Here is a 21,526-nt window from a genome sequence, read left to right as displayed (position 1 = left end):
GTGCTTAGCATACAAAGAAAAAATAAATATAAAAAAATGTTAAAAAAACTGGTTGGACCAATTGATCTATTGCTCATTTTGTGACGTAATGTAGGTATTACTATCTGGTCGGATGAGTTTATTATGAGCTTACGTACAAAATTAAAAAAAGTATTACCTAGTATTTCAATTACAGAACAAGAAGCGTTAGATGCGGGTGATGTTTGGTTAGAAGGTTCAATCTACCAAGGTAAACCTGACTTCGATGCACTTCGTGACGTGCCAGCAGCTAAGCTTAGCGCTGAAGAACAAGCATTCTTAGATGGCCCAGTTAAAGAATTATTATCAATGATTGATGATTCTGAAATTCAAAATGGTGTACATCTTCCTGACTACATTCTTGATTTCTTGAAAAAAGAGCGCTTTTTCTCGCTTATCATTCCTAAATCATTCGGCGGTTTAGAGTTCAGCCCTTATGCAAACTCTACAATTGTTGCGACTATTGCGACTAAGAGTTCTGCGGTTGCGGTAACCGTGATGGTTCCTAACTCTCTAGGCCCAGGTGAGCTATTACTACACTTCGGTACTAAAGAGCAGCAAGATCACTACTTACCACGCCTTGCAAATGGTCGTGATATTCCATGTTTCGCGCTGACTAGCCCAGAAGCGGGTTCAGATGCTGGTGGTATTCCAGATATCGGTGTTGTTAAACGTGGTCAATTCAATGGCGAAGAAGTTTTAGGTTTAGAAATTACTTGGGACAAACGCTACATCACTCTAGCACCTATTGCGACAGTATTAGGTTTAGCATTTAAAGTGGTTGACCCTGATGGTTTACTAGGTGGTAAAGAAAACCTAGGTATTACCTGTGCGCTTATTCCTAAAGATCACCCAGGTGTTCAGCTTGGTAATCGTCATGACCCTATGGGCATCCGTTTTTACAACGGTACGACACGCGGTGAAAAAGTATTTGTACCAATGGACTTCATCATTGGTGGTCAAAAGAACATCGGTCGTGGCTGGCAAATGCTGGTTAGCTGTTTAGGTGCTGGCCGTGGTATCTCGTTACCGGCACTAGGTGTTAGTTCATCACAAGTGGCATTTAAAGGTGCTTCTGAGTACGCAGCAGTGCGTGAGCAGTTTGGTCTGGCGATTGGTCAATTCGAAGGTATTCAAGAGAAGCTTGCTGATATTGCAGGTAAAACTTACCTTCAAGAAGCAATGCGAGTATTAACAACAGAAGGTTTAGGCATGGGCTTAAAACCATCTGTAGTCACTGCGATTGCTAAATACCACATGACAGAAATTGGCCGTAACGTGCTTGATTCAGCAATGGATATTCAAGCAGGTAAAGCGATTCAAAATGGGCCGCAAAATACATTAGCAAGTGGTTATGTTGCTCAACCTATCGCAATCACGGTTGAAGGTGCAAACATCCTTACTCGTAACCTAATGATTTTTGGTCAAGGTGTAATGCGTTGTCACCCTTACCTGCAATCTATGGTTGAGTCTATCCATAGCGAAGACAAAAATGCAGACAAAGAATTCAACAGTATCTTACGTAAAACAGTGGGCTACAGCGTAGCTAACAGCTTACGTGCTTTCCGTTTAGGTGTATTACCGTTTACTGCGGGTGCTAAATCGTCACTACCAGAAGTACGTGAATACGAAAAAGCAGCACACAAACTATCTGCAAAACTTGCAGTTTACGCTGACTTCTCGTTATTGGTACTGGGCGGCAAACTTAAGCAAGCAGAAATGTTATCTGCACGTTTAGGTGACGTAATGAGCTTCTTGTATGCCGCGATGGCATCGATTAAATACTACGAGCAAAAAGTAGCAAGCAGTGAACGTGAGCAAGCTGCGCCTTACTTCCACTATGCGACTCGCTTTGCACTACAAAGCGCTGAAGAAGCATTGCATAAGTTCCTAGATAACTTCCCTGCAAGTGGTACTCGTAAGTTTATGCGTTTCATTACTATGAACTACTCAAAGAAAATGCCTAAGATCAGCGATGATTTAATCCGTGAACTTGCGACTCAAGCGCAAATGGATACGGCATTTAAAGCGCAAATCACTCACTTGGTTAATCCAATTGAAGGTGATGGTCATTACATCAATGAGCAAGCGTACAAAGCGAAAATGGCGTGTCTTGATTTACTTGCAAAAGTTAAAAAAGCACTGCGTGCTAAAACTATCAAGCCGGGCGTTCGTTTTGCAGAAACACTTGATAATGCACTTGTTGCAAGTGTTATCAACGAAGAAGAATATGCAAAACTGATTGACTACAACAAGAAACGTGAGAAAGCGATTCGTGTTGATGAGTTCGATTTTGATATGAACTTACTGGATGACAATGCAAAGCCAGTTAACCCACTTAAAAGTGTGGTAAACGAGTAATTCAACAATGCAAGTCCTTAGCAGTATGAGGACTTTATCTTCGAAAACCCGTGCTTAGCACGGGTTTTTTATTGCCTACGGGCCGTTGTGCCAATAGCTAATTTCACCTACCATTGCCATTCGTTTTTTAAATCATAGAGCGTTATGGATCTTAGGCAATTTGTTACTTCTCACTTATCAAACATTACAAATTTACAGCAAGCCGCGTCAGTTTGGAGCGGGTGCGGTGAGATTATTCGTTGCCAAGTGAACGGTGCAGCGACTGTAATTAAAGCGATTGAAGTGCCTAGCCAGATTAATCATAGCCGTATAACGCAAAGTGATTTTGCTCTTGCCAGAAAGCGCCAATCGTACTTAGTCGAATTTAACTGGTATCGGCATTACGCTGAGCAATTACCCCATGAAGCTGCAACAATCCACTGTATTGATGCAATACAAGAGGGCACTAAGCAAGCGTTATTATTTAGTGATTTCGTAGCACATGGTTACCAGCAAGCACATGCTACACACAGCCACATTCAAGCAATTATAAACTGGCTTGCACATTTTCATGCTTTTCATTTAGCAAGCTCATCAGAGGGACTTTGGCCTCGAGGTAGTTATTGGCATTTAGCAACACGGCCAGATGAGTTACAGCGTATGAGCGATTTAAGCTTAAAAGCGCAGGCGCAACCTATTGATACTGCGCTGAGTGAGTCACCTTACCAAACGATAATTCATGGTGATGCTAAGCTTGCCAACTTTGCTATTGCGCCACAAAACCAACATGTTCTTGGCTATGATTTTCAATATATTGGCAAGGGTGTTGGGGTGATTGATGTGATGTATTTTTTAGGCAGTTGTTTAGATGATACAGCATTAAAATCAGTTGCAGATGATTATTTAAATCGTTATTTTGACACTCTTACCATAGCACTAAAACGCTATCAACCGAGTATAAATCCTGTGCATGTTGTTAGTAGTTGGCGAGCGCTATGGTGTTACGCATGGAGTGATTTTTATCGCTTTTTAGCAGGTTGGAGCCCAACTCATGCAAAAATAAATGGCTACATGCAGCAGCAATTTGCAACGTACTTAACAAATACAAAGGAATAACAATGAATAAGCCAATGCGATTTGCCATTATTGGCTGTGGTGCTGTAACCGAAGTGAAAAGCGGCCCTGCTTATCAGCAAGCAGAAGGTATTGCGCTTATTGGGGTGACACGCCGCGACCTAGAAAAAGCCCATGATTATGCTAAACGCCATAATGTAGCAAAGGTGTACACATCGCCAAGTGAACTAATAAACGATAACAGTGTTGATGCAGTGTATATTGCCACGCCGCCAGATAGCCATAAAGCGTTTGCTCTTGAGGTGGCAGCGGCAGGTAAACCTTGTTGTATAGAAAAGCCACTTGCGCCAAGTTATCAAGATAGCCTTGACATTGTCGCAGCGTTTAAAGAAGCTAAACAGCCGCTGTTTGTGGCTTATTATCGTCGTTCGTTACCGCGCTTTAATCAAGTTAAACAGTTACTTGAACAAGGTGCCATTGGTAAGCCGCGTCATGTAAGTTGGCATTTAAGTAAATCGCCGAATCCCCTAGACTTATCGGGAGAGTATAATTGGCGTACCGATCAAACAGTAGCACGAGGCGGTTACTTTGACGATTTAGCCAGCCATGGCCTTGATTTACTTGCCTACCTTTTAGGTGATTTTAATAAGGTGCATGGTTTATGTACTAATCAACAAGGCTTATATTCTGCATTCGATGCCATAACCGCGCACTGGCAGCATGAATCCGGCGTCACTGGCACCGGAAGCTGGAACTTTGCCTCAGCAAATCGTTTTGATGATGTAATGATTTATGGCAGTGAAGGCGAGCTTAGCTTTAGTGTATTTGATGAAAAGCCCATTGTGCTTAACAACGTAAAGGGAACAAAACAGTTTGTAATTGATAACCCAGCACACATTCAACAATATCATGTTGAAAACATGGCGAATTATTTTCATGCCCAGCAACCACACCCATCAACTGGTGAAACCGCACTACATACAAGCTGGGTTATGGAGCAGATTTTATCGGCTTAGTGCTCAAACGCTGCATTGAAGGCATTTACAATTTGTGTGTTTTCACCTTCGTGAAATAGCGCCATTAAACGCTGACTAATTAATGTGCGTACCTTTTCTGTTTTAAGTGCTTTGTCGAACAGTGCAACGGCCTGTTTGCCGACCTCTGTCGGTGAACAGGCAATATAACCAAACAACGCGGCTTTTTCTGGCTTAAGGCTGATATAGCGAATGTGACTTAGACCCGGTGCTCGCTTATAGCGATTGTTAAATACAGTTTGGTATTCTAAAACTGCATCAATTTTATTTTGAAATAGCATCTGACCAAGCCGAGGTGCATTGGTTGCCCCTTCTAACATAAAAAAGTGCTCATCATCTAAGCGTATAAAGTTATCAATTTCCTCTGAATATGAGCGGTCCTTGATGATGCCTATTGTTAAATTGAAGTCATTAATAGCTTGTAGCAGGGTAATGGAATCAGGGATCTTTGGCTTGTTGAATACCACCAATTTGTTAGCAGGAAAAGCCATCAGAGGGTATTGACTAAATACGGCTTGGGCCTCACGGTCAGGGGTTTTTAATTTATTGTATAAGCAAACATTATTCATTTTGCTCAACTGCTGCCATTCTCTTAACCGACTTGCCGGTATAAAGTGCAGGCTGATTTCATCACCTAACTCAGCGGCAGCAGCAAGTAAAAACGTAGTGGCTTCATTTTCTGGATTGCCGCCATCTTGAGGGATAAAGTCAGCCATCATTTGAATATTGAGTGTTTCACTGTGGGTTGGTAAGGAAATGCAACAAAATAGTATTAAGGTAAATGTGAGTGTTTTCATTACAGCTTAACCCAAAAAATAATTAAATCTTAAATATTGACCGTACGTGTTGTTGCAAAAAAATTAAAATTTGCACACAGCTGTTTAATTTTAGACCAGTTGTTCGAATTAATGCAGTAAGTATGCAATTTTTGCAGTCGAGTAGACTATTTTGCGCTAAAATAGGCGTAATTTATTTCATTTAGGTTCTACTTATGTCTATCCATGTTATTACTCATCCGTTAGTTCAACACAAACTTGGCCTTATGCGCGCACAAGGTATTAGCACAAAAAGTTTCCGTGAGCTAGCGTCTGAAGTAGGTACTTTGCTTACATACGAAGCAACAAAAAACCTACCATTAGAAAGCGTGCAGATCACTGGATGGGATGGTTCAAACCTCAATGTAGAGCACATTAAAGGTAAAAAAATTACTGTTGTGCCGATTCTACGTGCCGGCCTTGGTATGATGGATGGCGTTATGCAATTATTACCTGCTGCAAAAGTTAGTGTTGTAGGTTTGCAGCGTAACGAAGAAACATTGGAGCCTGTGCCATACTTTGAAAAACTGGTTGGTAAAATTGATGAGCGTTTAAGCCTTGTTATTGACCCAATGCTGGCAACGGGTGGTTCAATGATCGCCACAATCGATATGCTGAAAAAAGCAGGTTGTAAAGATATTAAAGTGATTGTACTAGTGGCAGCACCTGAAGGTGTAGAAAAAACCCTTGAGGCGCACCCAGATGTTGAAATCTTCACGGCATCACTAGATAGTCACTTAAACGAAAAAGGCTATATCATCCCAGGCTTAGGAGATGCCGGTGACAAGATCTTTGGTACAGTGTAAGGCGTGCACGTGGAAAATCATCAAACATTTTCGTTAAAAACAATTCTAACCGGCGCGCAAATGCTGTTTGTTGCATTTGGCGCACTGGTACTTGTGCCGTTACTGACAGGCCTTGATCCCAATGTGGCTTTATTTACCGCAGGCCTAGGAACCTTGCTGTTTCATGTGGTTACCAAAGGCCAAGTTCCTATCTTTTTAGCATCGTCTTTTGCTTTTATTGCACCTATTATCGCCTCAGTACAAATGTGGGGTATTCCTGCAACTATGGGCGGTTTAATGGTGGCAGGCTTTTGCTATTTCGCACTTAGCTTGATTGTAAAATTTAAAGGCGTGAATGCACTGCATAAAGTGTTACCTCCTGTGGTTGTTGGCCCAGTTATTATGGTGATTGGTTTAGCCTTAGCGCCCGTTGCTGTGAATATGGCAATGGGTAAAGCAGGGGATGGCAGCGCGCAACTAGTTCCTTATGAACAAGCTATTTGGGTGTCTGGTTTATCATTATTGGTTACGTTGATTTTTGCGGTATGGGGTAAAGGTGTATTTAAACTTATTCCTATTCTTGCTGGTGTTATCGCAGGTTATCTTGCTTCGTTATTTATAGGTATTGTGGAATTTAATGCGGTTACTGAAGCTCGCTGGTTTGCTGTACCTGCATTTACTTACCCTGAGTTTAAGTGGCAAGCTATTTTATTTATGGTGCCTGTGGCCATTGCGCCAGCTATAGAACATATTGGCGACATGATGGCAATTAGCCAAGTCACGGGTAAAGACTATTTAAAGAAACCGGGCTTACATCGCACTCTATTGGGTGATGGTTTAGCAACCTCTGCGGCATCGGTTTTTGGTGGTCCACCTAATACAACCTACTCTGAAGTAACGGGGGCGGTCATGCTTACGCGTAACTTCAACCCTCGAGTGATGCTTTGGACTGCTATTATCGCGATTGTGCTCGCATTTGTGGCAAAAATGGGGGCGGGTTTACAAACTATTCCGGTTCCTGTGATGGGCGGCATCATGATTTTACTATTTGGCTCAATTGCCGTTGTAGGTTTAAATACTTTAGTAAAATCAGGTGAAGACCTTACCGCGCCTCGAAACTTGACTATCATCGCACTGATTTTAGTGTTTGGTATTGGTGGCATGCACCTTGGCGGTGACGAGTTTAGTTTGCAAGGTGTGAGCTTATGCGCAATTTTAGGGATTATCTTAAATGCTGTCCTCCCCAAAGCAGTGCAACAAGTTGATTAGAACTTAAAAACTGCTTAAATATTGCACCAAAAAAGCGCGTTAAATACGCGCTTTTTTTGTAACTATATAAAAAATAACGAGTTATAAAACTGGTCTACTAACTGCATTTATCTCTATGTCATACTGGTAGGAGCGATTATGCAAGAGGCAAATGTTGTGGATATTACCCCGTTTTTAGCGAAGCATCAGTTACCACTCAAGTATCAATACTTAAGTGAGCAGTTTTTTATACCCCTCGCGCAAGATATCTTGAGCGCAAAAATGACCGGCCAATCTATGCTGGTGGCTATCAACGGCTGCCAAGGCTCAGGAAAAACAACCCTCGCTGATTTTTTAGTGACTTGGGTTAATAGCAATACTGAATTTAACAGTGTGTCATTATCAATCGATGACTTTTATTTAAGTCGTGATGCACGCACTGAGCTTGCTAAAGATGTTCATCCCTTGTTTGCCAGTCGTGGTGTACCAGGCACGCATGATACGCAATTAATGGAGCAAACCTTATCGGCCTTGTTGGCAGGTAAAGTGGATGTGCCATTACCTCAATTTGATAAGCTAACCGATGATCCAGTGCCACAAGCCCTGTGGCCGAGCAACCAAAAGCCCGTAGATATCGTGTTTTTTGAAGGTTGGTGTGTAGCCAGTACACCTCAGCAACCTTATCAACTGCAAACTCCAGTTAATGAATTAGAACAACTAGAAGATGCCGACGGCATTTGGCGTCGCTGCGTAAATAGCTGCTTAGCAAATGAATATCAAAATGTATTCGCAATGGCCGATTACACCATTATGTTAAAAGCGCCATCATTTGAAGATGTGTATGCTTGGCGCTTAGAGCAAGAGCAAAAGTTAATTGCCAAAAAAGGCCAAGGGCAGGGCACGTTTGACGAAGTGAGTTTAAAGCGTTTTATCTCTCATTTTGAACGTATTACGCGTGAAAACTTAGCCACTCTTGCGCACAGTGTTGATGCTTTATTGTTGCTTGATACTGAGCGTGATATTACCAAAATGGAACTACTCGCTGACCAAATTGCTCAACCACTTATTTTTACTGATTTAGACGGCACATTGCTTGATCACGATAGTTACGAATGTGAGGTGATCAAACCATTTTTGGCTAAGTTGAATGATACCGGTGTCAATGTCATTTTTAATACCAGCAAAACATTTGCAGAAGTCACTGATATTCAAAAAGCTTTAAATCATCACCAACCCTTTATTGTGGAAAATGGCGCGGCCGTTTATATCCCGAAAGATTATTTTAAAGTAAAGCCGATTGGCTGTGATGAATATCAAGGTTATTGGCGTTTTGCGATGACACAAAGCACCGATAAATTGCATGAAGATCTTAAACAATATGCCAGTCAATTTAGCCATTGTGTGCGCTTATTTAGTCAATTTAGTGCACAAGAAATAGCCAAACTAACAGGGCTACCCGTTGATAAAAGCGAACTGGCTTTAAAGCGTCAATATTCAGACCCAATTTGCTTTTCTGGCAGTGATGAAGAGAAACAAGGTTTGATAGAGGCAATGAGTCAAGCAGGATACGAAGTGCTTGTTGGTGGTCGCTTCATTCACCTAACTAAAGGTAACAACAAAGGCCTTGCACAAAAATGGTTGTTAAATCAGTTCAAAAAAGCTTATCGCAATCCATTCACTGTAATAGCGCTCGGCGACAGTCAAAACGATGTCGCCATGCTAAAAGCGGCCGACACCGCCATTTTAATTAATAACCCTGGCAGCCAAGTACAATCGCAAATATTACAAAAAGCTTGGCAGCTAAGCGAAAAACCAGCCCCAGCAGGTTGGGTTCAAGAAGTTTCTGCGTTAACTATCATCAAAGCGCGTTTTGCAGCAAAACAGGAGCAATCTCATGGCTGATTTCTATCAAAATGGCATTATCACGACCTTACACAATATTGCTGACCGTCCAGTCGAAGAACTAGAAAAAGAGTTATTGGATTTTTCAAAACAGCGTCCTATGGGTTTGATTTTACCCTCACTTTACAGTGAGTTAGAAGGACCCGCTTTGCAAAATATTATAGCTGAGCTCAAACATGTGCCTTACTTATCACAAATTACCATTGGCCTAGATCGCGCTGACGAAAGCCAATATCGCCATGCGTTACAGTTTTTTGCTGAGCTTGATCAGCATCATAAGGTACTTTGGAATGATGGCCCGCGTTTACAAGCGCTTGATAAAGAACTACAAAAACTTGGCGTTGCGCCACGAGAGCTAGGTAAAGGTCGCAATGTTTGGTATTGCATGGGTTATAAGTTGGCAACCTCAAAAGTAGAGTCAATTGCGCTACATGACTGCGATATTTTGACTTACGACAGAGCACTTTTAGCACGCTTAATTTATCCTGTTGCTCACCCCCGTTTTAACTATGAATTTTGTAAAGGCTTTTACCCGCGCACCGCTGAGGGCAAAATTAATGGCCGTGTGTCACGTTTGCTGGTAACACCGCTATTACGCTCATTTAAAACAATTTTAGGTAGCAACGATTATTTAGAATACATGGACTCGTTTCGTTATCCGCTAGCGGGTGAGTTCTCATTCCGTCGCGATGTACTTAATGATATTCGTATTCCAAGTGACTGGGGTCTCGAAATTGGCGTGTTATCAGAGATGTATCGTAACTATTCGCATAACCGGTTATGTCAGGTCGATATTGCTGATAACTATGATCATAAACACCAAGACCTATCGCTTGAAAACCAAGCAGCGGGCTTGTCGAAAATGTCGATTGATATTACTAAAGCTTTATTCAGAAAGCTGGCTACCCAAGGGGTGACCTTTACCAGCGAAACAATTCGTTCATTAAAAGCAACTTACTACCGTATCGCACTCGATTTTATCGAAACTTATCACAACGATGCGCTGATGAATGGTTTAACACTTGATATTCACCATGAAGAAAAAGCCGTTGAAATGTTTGCGCAAAACATTATGAATGCGGGTCAGCACTTCTTAGAAAACCCAATGGAGGCACCATTTGTGCCGAGTTGGAACCGAGTCGCTTCGGCAATGCCAGATGTATTTGCTCGCTTAGAAGAAGCCGTAGAGCTTGATAACAAAGAATTTATTTAACGGAGAAGACACGTGACTTTAGAGCTACTCCAACAAAGGGTTATACAGCATTTAACCTGTATCTACGCCGAGGTTGAGTTATCAACCTCGCTTGAACAACTTGCAGACAGGCTTATCAATACCATGTTAGGTGATGATCCTGTACGTGACCCAACGCCGCATAAAAACCGTTGGGATGAGCAAGACATGATTTTAATTGCTTATGGTGATTCAATCATTCGCCATGCGAATACGGATGATGCCGTGGCAAAGCCTGAAGAGCCACCTTTGCATACTTTACATCGGTTTGTAAAAAGCCAATGCTTGCCTGAGCTTAATGCACTGCACATTTTGCCATTTTACCCATATAGCTCAGATGAAGGCTTTGCGGTAATGAATTATGTGCAAGTGAATGAAGCGTTAGGCAGTTGGCAGCATATTCGTGATATTTCAGCAGATGTTAGATTGATGGCTGATTTGGTGATCAATCATTGTTCAAGCCGAAGTGTCTGGTTTGAAAACTTTATTCAAGGCAAAGAGCCGGGTAAAGGGTATTTTAAAACGGCAAGCCCGAGTGACGACCTGGTGCAGGTTGTTCGTCCGCGTACATCGCCTCTTTTACAAGCGGTCGAAACAAAAGATGGTTTGCAACATGTGTGGTGTACGTTTAGTCATGACCAAGTCGATTTTGATTTTGCCAACCCAGATGTACTTAACGAGTTTGTGGGTATTATTCGTCATTATTTAGATAATGGTGTGCGTATATTCCGCCTTGATGCGGTGGCTTTTTTATGGAAAAAGCTCAATACCCGTTGCATTAATTTACCTGAAACTCACGAAGTGATCAGGCTACTTCGCACCCTTATTGAGCACTTTGAGCCTAATGTGATTATTATCACTGAAACCAATATTCCAAATCGCGAAAACCTATCGTACTTTGGTAATGCCAACGAAGCGCATTGTATTTACAACTTCTCATTGCCACCGTTGTTGTTACACACTTTACTCAGTGGCGACAGCACGGCATTAAAGCATTGGATGATGAGTATGCCACCTCCTCAAGAAGGGACCGCATACTTTAACTTTATAGCTTCACATGATGGTATTGGTTTAAGGCCTGTCGAAGGGTTATTGGAGCAAAGTGAAATTGCCGAAATGGTCAGTACGACTGCAAAGTATGGCGGTAAAGTCTCACTTCGTACCGCACCAGATGGAACTAACACCCCTTATGAGTTAAACATTGCTTTATTTGATGCATTGCAAGGTACTCATAAAGGCCCTGATAAGTGGGGAGTTGCTCGCTTTTTATGTGCACATGCCATTATGTTTGCGCTTGAAGGCATTCCTGGTTTGTATATTCATAGCTTACTCGGTACTACCAACGATTATGAGCGCTTTGAAAATAGTCAACATAATCGGGCTATTAACCGTCACCGTTGGCAAGAATCAGATTTACTAGCAAAACTGAGTAATGAAAATGCCCATCACCGTACTGTGTTTAAAGCGATGAAAAACTTGATGGCTATTCGTAAGGCGCAAAGCGCATTTCACCCTAATGCGACGCAATATACGTTACATTTAAGTGAGGGGTTGTTTGGTTTTTGGCGACAAAGTATTAACCGTTCACAAAGCATGTTTTGTGTTTATAACATTAGTGATGAGACGCAAACTCTTACTCTTGCAGACTTAAATTTGATTGGTACCGAGCAGTGGCGAGATTTAATAAGCGGGGAGCAAATTACTGAGCAAACACAAACATTGTCGCTGACTCCATATCAAGCAGTTTGGCTCAGCAATTAATAATCCTATCATCAAGATAATACAAGTCTTATCGTTAACAAGTAAGCCTATCAGGTAGGTTTGCTTGTTAACAAGTAACTTACAGTTATCGTAAATTGCTCCCTTATTGCACACCAGATTATCATTCCAGCTTAATTTTCAATGAAATAGTCTTAGAAATTAAATCTTATTTAATCTAATTTACCGTTTTTAGTAAAAAGTAAAGTTAACAATATTTACAATGTAAAAGATAACTATTATCATTTGGTTTTATTTTCAGGTGCACTTTACAATGAACAAAGCAGTACTTTCTCTCGCGGTGTCATTGGCTTTGACTCCACTTTATAGTGTTGCGAATGATGACATGCAAGCCCAACTCGAAAAACTTCAACAACAACTCCTTGAACAACAAAAAGCGATTGATTACTTAAAAAGTCAATTAGATGCGAAAAACACCCAGCAAATTGCAGTGCAGCAAAAAGCCCCAGTTGTTACTGAGCAAGCAGCCCCAATTGCTTCAGTCGCAAGCAAAAAAGACTCAAAACTTACTTTTAAAAGCTATGGTACTTTGCTTTACAAAAGTGACGAAGTGTTTGCCAACGTTCAAGATACTTCACCAGAGCGCCGCGCCACTACAGACTTAGAGCGAGTTGTCACTGAGTTTGAATATGAAATTGATGATAAGTGGAAAGTCGAATTTGAACTTGAGTATGAGCATGGCGGTACAGGTACCACGCTTGAATACGATGGCTTTGAAGAATTTGGCGAATTTGAATCAGAAGTCGAAGCGGGTGGTGAAGTTATTGTCGAAAAGCTGCAACTAGAATATGAATATAACCCTAACTTTACTGTCAAGTTTGGTCATATATATGTTCCGGTAGGCTTAGGCACAGACTTAAACAAGCCTGATCAATACTTTACCACGACTCGCCACTGGGGTGAGGCAACCATGATCCCGCAAGTTTGGCACGAAACTGGAGTTAACTTAATTTCTCGTTGGTCTGACTTTACACTGCAAACATTGGTGACGACAGGTCTTAACTCTGAATACTTCCGTTCGACTAATTGGGTCGAGGGTGGTGCACAGCAACGCTTTGAAGAAAATACCGCAGATGATTTAGCGCTCACATTACGCCTTGATTATGGCAATGTTAAAGATGGTAAAGGTTTTGGTGTTAGTTACTATACGGCAAACACATCAGATAACCGTCGCAATCAGGGCAAGCTCGATGAGGATGGAAACGTATCTATCCTCGGGTTACATGGTGCATGGACGTTAGATGATCTTGTGTTCCGTGGTCAGTACTTATATGGCGAGTTAGAAGACTCAGTTGCTATCACTGCTGCGAATAAAACAACACCGGGTCTGCGTCCGGGAAGCTTTGCACAGCTTGGTAGCAAAGCAGAATCTGCATTTGTAGAAGCCGCTTATAATATGCAGGGGCTGTTTGATTTATCTTCGCCGCTGTATGTATTTACCTCGTTTGATTATGCCAACCCAATGCTTGAAGTGGCCAGTGGTGCGGCTATCCATCGTTACGACATTCGTGAGCTTAACTTTGGTTTAAATTACCTTCCAAACAAAAACTTAATTCTAAAACTTCAGGGCGGTCAACGTTATTACGCACAAGACGATATCGATGACACGACTCACTTTAGCGCCTCTCTTGGCTATAAATTTTCTACAGAACTATAAAGGAATCTTGGGATGAAAACTGTATTAAACAGCATTACAGCTGTAATGTTAGCGTCAACACTTGTTGCATGTGGTTCGTCTTCTTCGGACGATTCTTCAGATACAAGCACACCTGTTACTGAAGTAACAGGCTTTAGCTATGACGCAACAGATTTAATTGAAAACGTAACTGAGCAAGTAATTGTAGATGGTTATGAAATGCTAAACAGCAAGGCGGCTGTTTTACATAATGCGACACTGACATTATTAGAAAACAAAAACGAAGCCGCGCTGCTTGCTGCTCAACAAGCATGGAAAGATGCACGTGTATTCTGGGAGCAAGGTGAGTCGCATATCTTTGGTCCTGTTGATAGCTTATCAATTGATCCACACCTTGATACTTGGCCACTTAATACAGCTGATTTAGAAGCACTACTTGCAAGTAACACAACGTTCTCGGCTGATAATGTAAAGAACTTTGACGATGGTGTACAAGGTTTCCACACTATGGAGTTCTTATTATTCGGTAATGGCGTTGAAGATAACGATAAGTCAATTGACGAAATGACTGTGCGTGAAATGGAATACTTAATTGCATGTGCTGAAGTATTTAATATTCATACACAAAGCCTTGTTGATGCATGGAGTATATCAGCAAATGCGGATGATGAACCTGCTTATAAAGATTATTTATTAACGCCGGGTAATGATAAATACTCATCTGAGTTAGGTGTTATTGAAGAGTTAGTCAATGGTGTTATCGGTATTGTTGATGAGGTAGGTAACGGTAAAATTGCAGAACCATTTGGTACTAGCAAAGACACAGCTGACACATCATTGGTTGAATCACAATATAGCTGGAACTCATTAACCGACTTTAGCAACAACATTGTAGGTGTACAAAATGTATTTTTAGGCACATTCAGCGATGAAAACGACAGCCCAGGCCTAAAAGCATTCATTACTGCCGGTGACGCTGAGCTAGCTGCGAAAGTTGAAACTCAAATTACAGCAGCGATTGCAGCGATTGATGCCATTGCAGGTGCAGATGATATGCCATTTAGACAAGCGATTAAGGATGATGCTGGTCGCGTTCGAATTCAAACTGCGATTGATGCGTTAGGTGAATTACAAGCGACCCTTGAAGAAGAAGTTGTGCCACTTATCAAAGAGTGGAATTTATAATCGCTGGGGAAGCATTTGCTTCCCCACTTTGCAAGATACCGTCATGAATGTAAAAGCAATTAAACCAATTCTATTTGCTTTCACAGCCTTATCTTTAGTGGCATGTGGAAGTAAAACCAGCGATAAAAGCGCGACCGAAACGACAACACCACCACCGACAAGTAGCGAAACGGATCCAAATTATATTGATGTCGTTGCGTTGGCAGGTGATGCGACAGCCCTCGATACCAATAATTCAGGCCATGGTTTCTCTACACCTATGCCTAATTTAAGTGATTCAGAACGCGATATTCACTTAACTGGCGATGCTAATTTTGAAACATCCTTTACGACAGCCCCGAATGATGCACACCCGGAACTCGATGGTTTAGGGCCTGTTTTTAATAACAATAACTGTAATGCGTGTCACCAACGAGATGGTCGCCCAAGTACTATTGTTCCAACCGCTGAACAGCTAACTGTGAAGTTAGAGAATGATGCTGGGATCTTTTTACGCGTTAGCTTAGCCGATGACGTGTGTGAAATGCCAAGTAGTATCAATGATTTTTGTCAGGTTACAGGCGTTGAAGGGTTTGGGGATCAACTCTTTCACAGGGGGATTTTACAAGCCCGTGAAGACTGGCAAACGCATAATTTTGGTGGCCAAGCTGATGTATATCTAAGCTATGATTACACGGAGTTTAGCTACCCAGATGGCAGTACTGTCACGTTGAAAAAGCCGGTATTTACTATCGACAATGCATGGGACTCACCTGAAAACTTCAGTTTAAGTGCCCTTGCCAATGAAGATGTACGTTTTAGTGCCCGTAATGGTATGCCTGTCTTTGGTCTTGGATTGCTTGAAGCGATTGAAGAGCAAGATATTCTAGCGCTTGAAGATGTCGATGATGCCGACAACGATGGAATTTCTGGTAAAGCAAACTGGGTATTTGATGCTGTTAAGGCTCAAGCGGGTGATGAAAACCCTGTATCACTTGGACGATTTGGTTGGAAAGCCAGTACACCGTCAGTCAGACAGCAATCACTGGGTGCATTGCGTGGTGACATGGGGGTAACGAACTCATTGTTCCCTGAAGAAAGCATTGCCAATACATTAATGCACGAAAGTTATTTATCTCGTACTAACTATCAAGATACTGGTTCTGATGAGCAAGGATTGCCAGAAGCCAGTGATGAGTTTGCTGATACGGTCGTGTTTTACGCAGAAACACTTGCTGTGCCAGCACGTCGTAATGTAGCAGACGAAGGTGTTAAAGCCGGTGCACGTTTATTCGATGATTTAAACTGTACTGGTTGCCATACGCCTCGTTTTGTAACCGCAAATGGTGCCGCTTTATTACTGGGCGGTGTTGCAGCGCCTGCGGCAGTAAAAGGGCAAGAAATTTGGCCATTTACCGACATGTTGTTGCATGACATGGGTGAAGAGCTCGCAGACAACCGCCGTGATTTTATGGCAACAGGCCGTGAGTGGAAAACGCGTCCGCTTTGGGGGATTGGTTTAACGAAAACAGTTAACCCTGCCGCTGGTTTCTTACATGATGGGCGTGCAGCAACACTTGAAGAAGCGATTTTATGGCATGGTGGTGAAGCTGAAAAAAGTAAGCGTGAATTTACAGAGCTTAGCAGTGAAAAAAGAGCACAGTTAATCAGCTTTTTACAATCACTATAGCTGTAAACCCCTTTAAAAGCGCACTGTCAACGCCCTTTACAGTGCGCTTTTTGTTGACTCTAAGAGAAGAGATTCAACACTAAAGGGAAGAGGGTTTATATGTGCTTTACTGAAAACGCGAAAGTTAATTGCCACGTTATTACTGTGAATTTGTTCAACGAGCTTTAGCGTTTGTTCGTTATGTTGGCTGAAAATAGCCACTTCTTGATGCATTGCTCCAGTTGAGTAATTATTGAGTAGATCATGAACATTTACTATAGCTAAAGCTCCGAGCGTAACATGACCACCGATTGTGACATCTATTTTTTTGGCCACCGCCCTAAGCGGCCAATTAATTGCTCCAACCACTACGTTTTTGCGTTTGTTTAACTCATCAAGCGCAGCAATTGCCCCTAACGCCATCGCATCATTTGCCGCCCAAACAATATTAATAGTTGGTTGATGCCTAAAAAAACCAAGGCTTTGACGGTAGGCTTGTTTGGTTGACCAATTGGCAACTGTATTAGCAGTAATGTTTGCACTAGTATTAGCTGCCACACTTTGCTTTAAACCTTGCTCCCGATCAAGGGCTGCATGGGTGGTGTAGTCTCCATTAATTGCGAAAATGTTGGCAGCTTGCTGGCTCTTTTCAATTAGTTTTTTGGCTAATAATTGACCTGCTTGTTTGTTATCGGGTACTACGCTACCAGCGACATTAATACCATGATCACTCATAAGTTTTAGCTCTTGCTTAGATGGGCGGTTGAGTAAAAAATAGATGGGTGTAGGTACAGGAGACAAGCTTAAAAGCTGTTGCGTAAGCACACTTTTCTCATCAACTAAAATGAGCATATCTGGCTTAGCTTTGATTGCTTTAGCCACTAAAGATTTCATTTCAATATGATTTCGATTGGCATAATGAATAGTTAAATCGAGATCAAAGTCTTTTGCAGCGTTTTGCATCAACTGCGACACTTCAAACCAAAACGGGCCTGTTACATTGGTATCTGCATGACCTGGATTAATAAAAATAATACTTTGCTTGGCAAAAACACCAGGCAGGTAAAATAGACAGATAGTGATAAATACTGTTTTAAGCATGGCTTTATTAGGTTAAAAGACCGGTAGGGTAGAGTATAGCGCGAATTGGTAGATTTTAAGTAAATGATTGGAATAGGATATTTTTTTAATATCTGATAGAAAAAGGGCTGCACAAATGTGCAGCCCTAAGAGAATCAAAGTTTTTAACGATTAGAAATCGTAAGATAGTCTTAAGTAGCCGAAACGACCGATGTTATCGTAACTTGCACTACCAGAACCTGTACCTCGAGTACCGAATGGAAGCTCTCGGTTAAAGATGTTATCAACACCTACTTTAACGCCAAAGCCGCTTTCGAAGTTATAACCAACTGTTGCGTCAGAAATAACATAGCTACCAAACTTCATTAAGCTATTTGGATTCGGGTTATCTTCTAACTCTTGGTCTGTGTAAAGGCTTACTTCATCTAGGTAACGTGTATCAAACGTTGCAAAGAAACCATCACGCTTATAAGAGATAGTTAAGTTAGCTTGCCATTTCGCTTCACCAGTTGTACCAGCATACTCGATGTAATCTTCAGGTTGATCTTGGAACGGGAAGTCTTTACGTTCAATTAGGTATGTACCAATTAAACGTGTAGAGAAGTTGCCTTCTAGTGCGTCAAAATCATAACCTAACTCAAAGTCAACACCCGATGCTTCTTGACCAGAAACGTTTAATACTGAGTTTTGAATCAGTGTAATTTCATGTGATGTGCTATCACGTGTAATTAGATTACAATATTGGTTATTGATACCGCCTTCAGCGTCAACACAGCGGTCAAGAATTTCTTGAGAGGCAATTGTTGAGATTGCGTCTTCTAATTCAATTTTCCAATAGTCGATTGTAATAACAGAGTTTTCTAGGAATGACGGTTGGTAAACTAAACCAATAGTTGTACTAGTTGACTCTTCACCTTTAACGTATCTGTTACCACTTACTAAACCTTCTAGGGTTTGTGAGTCGTAATCTGATTCAAAGCCTGCAGGAACACCTAAAGCAGCACAGTTTGCACGACGAACCTCTGAATTTTGTAAATCATCTAGGTTATCAGCTAAACAAGGGTCATCAACGTTGTAGAATGTTTGGCTCGGTGCACCGAAGATCTCACCAATGTTAGGTGCGCGAAGTGCTTCAGATTGTGTTGCACGAACACGTAGTTGATCGTTTACTGTCCAATCTAAACCAACTTTCCAGCTTGTTGCATCGCCAATTGTGCTGTAGTCAGCGTAACGTACTGCTGTATCAAGTACTAGGTCTTGAACAAGTGGTAAGTCAGCTAGTAATGGGATAGATGCTTCGAAGTAAATCTCGTTTACATCAAAATCACCTTTATCTTCACCCAGTGCGTTGAAGAATGTACCTACTGCATTATCTGGCTCTTTAGTTTCACTTTCTTCTTTACGGTATTCTACACCAGCAGCAAAGCCAACATAACCCGCTGGTAATTCATAGATTGCTGAGTTTGCAAGTGATGCAGTTACTACTGTCTGAGTAATCTCAGAAGTACCTGTTGATACCGTATTAATGTAATTAATTGCTTCTTGGCTTGGTGTGCCAAAGCCCATGATGTTTACCGGTACACAACCTTCAGCGCGTGCTTCTTCACTACGACAAACAATATTACCTTCGCCATCATCAATAGCGTCAAGAGCATTGTAGTAGTTTGCCATAATCATGTTAGCGCCATTAATACGCTCTAAGTCTGTTTGGCCATGAACAACTGATGCATCTAATTCCCAATCAGTGAATACTGTGCCTCTCAAACCAGCAACAAAACGGGTTGTTTCACGAGTGTTGTTTTCGATACGACGACCTAAATCTGTCATCATACGGTTAACCATGATTGAGCTAACACCTTCTTGTTCCATTAGATCTTTAACACTCGAGTCAAGATATGGGTTGTCAATCTTGATGCTGTTATTTGGGTTAAAGAAGAAAAATGCTGGCTGGCCAATGCTTTCGCCTTCGCTGTTTACATATTTTGCTTCGAAATAAGCATTCATGTCTTCAGCAACGTCATAGTTTACTTTGAAGTTTACGTTGTAGCGTTCAAATTCAGGCTGAATTTCATTGAATTGTGCAAGGTTGAATGAATCACAGTCAGCACATGCAAGACCATCTACTCGGTCACCTATATAAATGTCACGAAGGCTGCCATCTGGGTTGAATGAGTTAACATAGCCATTGCTTGATGCAAAAACACCTGCATTATTAATCGCATAATAGCCAGCGTTGGGTGTGTAAATTCTATCAGGGAAATTTGGATCGTCTTTGTTTTCTTCGTTTTGAGCTGGGTTACGCAAGCTAAAGAAAGAGCCATCAGTCCATGGGTGATCAAGCGCATTTAATGTATTTTGGCCTGAATATTCAACAGCAAAGGCTACGTTACCACGGTCATTATCGAAATTCGTGCCGTATGAAAACGTTGCTTTTTCGTTTTTGTAGTCACTTAGTTCAGAGGCGCCTTTAGTAACACTAACACTTAAGCCTTCGATGTTCTTTTTAAGAATAAAGTTAACTACACCTGTTACAGCGTCGGCACCGTATACAGCTGATGCACCACCTGTGATGATCTCAACACGCTCTACCCATGTGCTTGGAATTGTATTGGTATCAACAGATTGAGAACCTGCAGAGCTAGAAACATGGCGTTTACCATTAACAAGTACAAGTGTGCGGTCTGTACCCATATTGCGTAAATCAAGAATGTTTAGACCAGCAGTACCGATAAAACGACCTGAGTTTGCTAGTGAATAAGTGTTACCAAGGGCTGGTAATTTATTTAGTGCTTCACCAATATTTACAGCACCTGTGTTAACTAAGTCTTCACCACTGATAACAGTTACTGGAGCAGGGGCAATAGCACCTTCACGTAAAATACGTGAACCAGTTACTTCTATACGGTCGATTGATTTTACTTCTTCTTCAGCAGCTATAGATTGGCTAGAAATGGCAAGCGCCGATGAGCATAGAGCAAGCTTGATGCTATCACCTAAAAGATTATTTTTTATCATTATTTCACCTGTTACTTTATTGTTCTATCCCTGGGTGGGGTGTTAACTATGTTTTCCAAATGTTAACGAGATCACTCTAGCATTGTCCCTATTGTTCCCAAATCAAAAGTTCGTAGCAAAATGTAGCCACTTAAAACTTTTTTATAACAATGGTTTATTGTTGAGTTGGTTTTTTAGATTGATAATGTGGCTATTTATAGTTGGCTTTTATGCAATGAAAATGATTATCAATAGATGTGATTTTTGGTATCGTAATAATGCTTTATAAACTGATGCTAACTTTTTGAATTAGGCTGATGATGTGTTTCGACATATAATGCGGCCAAGTTTTTCCACATGAGTACTTTATGAAATTTATTCTAGTTACCTTATTGGTATTTTTCTCGGCAGTCTGTGTAGCAGAAGAGCTCGATCTTGAAGCAAATATGAAGAACATGGGGCTGGCTTATAAAAACTCGGTTCGTGCAACGAGTATTGAAGTGTTTAATACATCAATTGATGAGTTTATTCACTTGTTAGAAAAAGCACGGACAGCCGATTTTAAACAGCATAAAACAGCATCTCTTGAAGGACTTGATAAAGTAATCAAACAGGCAAATCTGGCTAAAGAACTAGCCAGCAAGCAGGGACTTGATGCAGCGAAAGTACCTCTTAAATCAATAGATGATTTACGAAAAAAATACCATGAACTCCATGAACCGCCAGGTTTTTGGCAGCTGTTATTTGGAAAATAATA

The 21,526-nt window shown here is 41.3% G+C and carries 15 protein-coding genes; 12 read left to right on the top strand and 3 right to left on the bottom strand.

Features of this window, described 5'->3' with window-relative positions; translation table 11 throughout:
• Positions 1-123: 123 nt before the first annotated feature.
• The 3 genes from AAEU31_RS05220 (at position 124) to AAEU31_RS05210 (ending at position 4,448) form a co-directional block, all read left to right on the top strand.
• Positions 124-2,379: an acyl-CoA dehydrogenase gene (locus tag AAEU31_RS05220; RefSeq protein ID WP_135926931.1), complete on the top strand. Its 2,256-nt coding sequence runs from the start codon at positions 124-126 to the stop codon at positions 2,377-2,379.
• A 144-nt stretch (positions 2,380-2,523) separates the two neighbouring features.
• A complete protein-coding gene (locus tag AAEU31_RS05215; protein WP_421966663.1) occupies positions 2,524-3,474 on the top strand; it encodes a phosphotransferase in 951 nt (316 codons plus the stop codon).
• A 2-nt stretch (positions 3,475-3,476) separates the two neighbouring features.
• Positions 3,477-4,448 carry a Gfo/Idh/MocA family protein gene (locus tag AAEU31_RS05210; RefSeq protein WP_421966662.1) on the top strand — a complete coding sequence of 324 codons (972 nt, stop codon included), beginning with the start codon at positions 3,477-3,479 and terminating at the stop codon, positions 4,446-4,448.
• Here the strand turns inward: AAEU31_RS05210 and AAEU31_RS05205 are convergent.
• Positions 4,445-5,263: a hypothetical protein gene (locus tag AAEU31_RS05205; RefSeq protein WP_421966661.1), complete on the bottom strand. Its 819-nt coding sequence runs from the start codon at positions 5,261-5,263 to the stop codon at positions 4,445-4,447. The genes AAEU31_RS05210 and AAEU31_RS05205 overlap by 4 nt on opposite strands.
• A 194-nt stretch (positions 5,264-5,457) precedes the next feature.
• Between AAEU31_RS05205 and upp the strand changes: the two genes are divergently transcribed.
• The 8 genes from upp (at position 5,458) to AAEU31_RS05165 (ending at position 16,716) form a co-directional block, all read left to right on the top strand.
• Entirely contained in the window at positions 5,458-6,087 is a 630-nt protein-coding gene (gene upp / locus AAEU31_RS05200) for a uracil phosphoribosyltransferase (protein ID WP_135926935.1), read from the top strand.
• A 9-nt stretch (positions 6,088-6,096) separates the two neighbouring features.
• Positions 6,097-7,335 (top strand): uracil-xanthine permease family protein, encoded by a 1,239-nt coding sequence (locus AAEU31_RS05195; protein WP_135926936.1) that lies wholly within the window; start codon positions 6,097-6,099, stop codon positions 7,333-7,335.
• Positions 7,336-7,473: 138 nt separating this feature from the next.
• Complete coding sequence (locus AAEU31_RS05190) at positions 7,474-9,216, top strand: HAD-IIB family hydrolase (RefSeq protein WP_421966660.1); 1,743 nt, start codon at positions 7,474-7,476, stop codon at positions 9,214-9,216.
• Complete coding sequence (locus AAEU31_RS05185; RefSeq protein WP_138557748.1) at positions 9,209-10,429, top strand: glycosyltransferase family protein; 1,221 nt, start codon at positions 9,209-9,211, stop codon at positions 10,427-10,429. The genes AAEU31_RS05190 and AAEU31_RS05185 overlap by 8 nt, the downstream gene beginning before the upstream one ends.
• Before the next feature lie 12 nt (positions 10,430-10,441).
• Complete coding sequence (locus tag AAEU31_RS05180) at positions 10,442-12,208, top strand: sugar phosphorylase (RefSeq protein ID WP_421966659.1); 1,767 nt, start codon at positions 10,442-10,444, stop codon at positions 12,206-12,208.
• A gap of 271 nt (positions 12,209-12,479) precedes the next feature.
• Positions 12,480-13,883 carry a hypothetical protein gene (locus AAEU31_RS05175; protein WP_421966658.1) on the top strand — a complete coding sequence of 468 codons (1,404 nt, stop codon included), beginning with the start codon at positions 12,480-12,482 and terminating at the stop codon, positions 13,881-13,883.
• Between the two features lie 12 nt (positions 13,884-13,895).
• Complete coding sequence (locus AAEU31_RS05170) at positions 13,896-15,047, top strand: imelysin family protein (protein WP_421966657.1); 1,152 nt, start codon at positions 13,896-13,898, stop codon at positions 15,045-15,047.
• 43 nt (positions 15,048-15,090) lie between these two features.
• Positions 15,091-16,716 (top strand): di-heme oxidoredictase family protein, encoded by a 1,626-nt coding sequence (locus AAEU31_RS05165; RefSeq protein WP_421966656.1) that lies wholly within the window; start codon positions 15,091-15,093, stop codon positions 16,714-16,716.
• Between the two features lie 36 nt (positions 16,717-16,752).
• Here the strand turns inward: AAEU31_RS05165 and AAEU31_RS05160 are convergent, their stop codons facing one another.
• Positions 16,753-17,796, bottom strand: coding sequence for an ABC transporter substrate-binding protein (locus AAEU31_RS05160; protein WP_421966655.1), 1,044 nt, complete (start codon positions 17,794-17,796; stop codon positions 16,753-16,755).
• Positions 17,797-17,946: 150 nt separating this feature from the next.
• Positions 17,947-20,790, bottom strand: coding sequence for a TonB-dependent receptor plug domain-containing protein (locus AAEU31_RS05155; RefSeq protein ID WP_421966654.1), 2,844 nt, complete (start codon positions 20,788-20,790; stop codon positions 17,947-17,949).
• A 347-nt stretch (positions 20,791-21,137) separates the two neighbouring features.
• Here AAEU31_RS05155 and AAEU31_RS05150 point away from each other — a divergent pair, with 347 nt between their 5' ends.
• Entirely contained in the window at positions 21,138-21,524 is a 387-nt protein-coding gene (locus AAEU31_RS05150; RefSeq protein WP_295512054.1) for a cytochrome b562, read from the top strand.
• Positions 21,525-21,526 lie beyond the last annotated feature (2 nt).

Source organism: Pseudoalteromonas thalassia (assembly GCF_049257215.1).
GTDB classification, from domain to species: domain Bacteria; phylum Pseudomonadota; class Gammaproteobacteria; order Enterobacterales; family Alteromonadaceae; genus Pseudoalteromonas; species Pseudoalteromonas lipolytica_C.
This window is presented reverse-complemented; position numbering and strand designations above follow the sequence as displayed.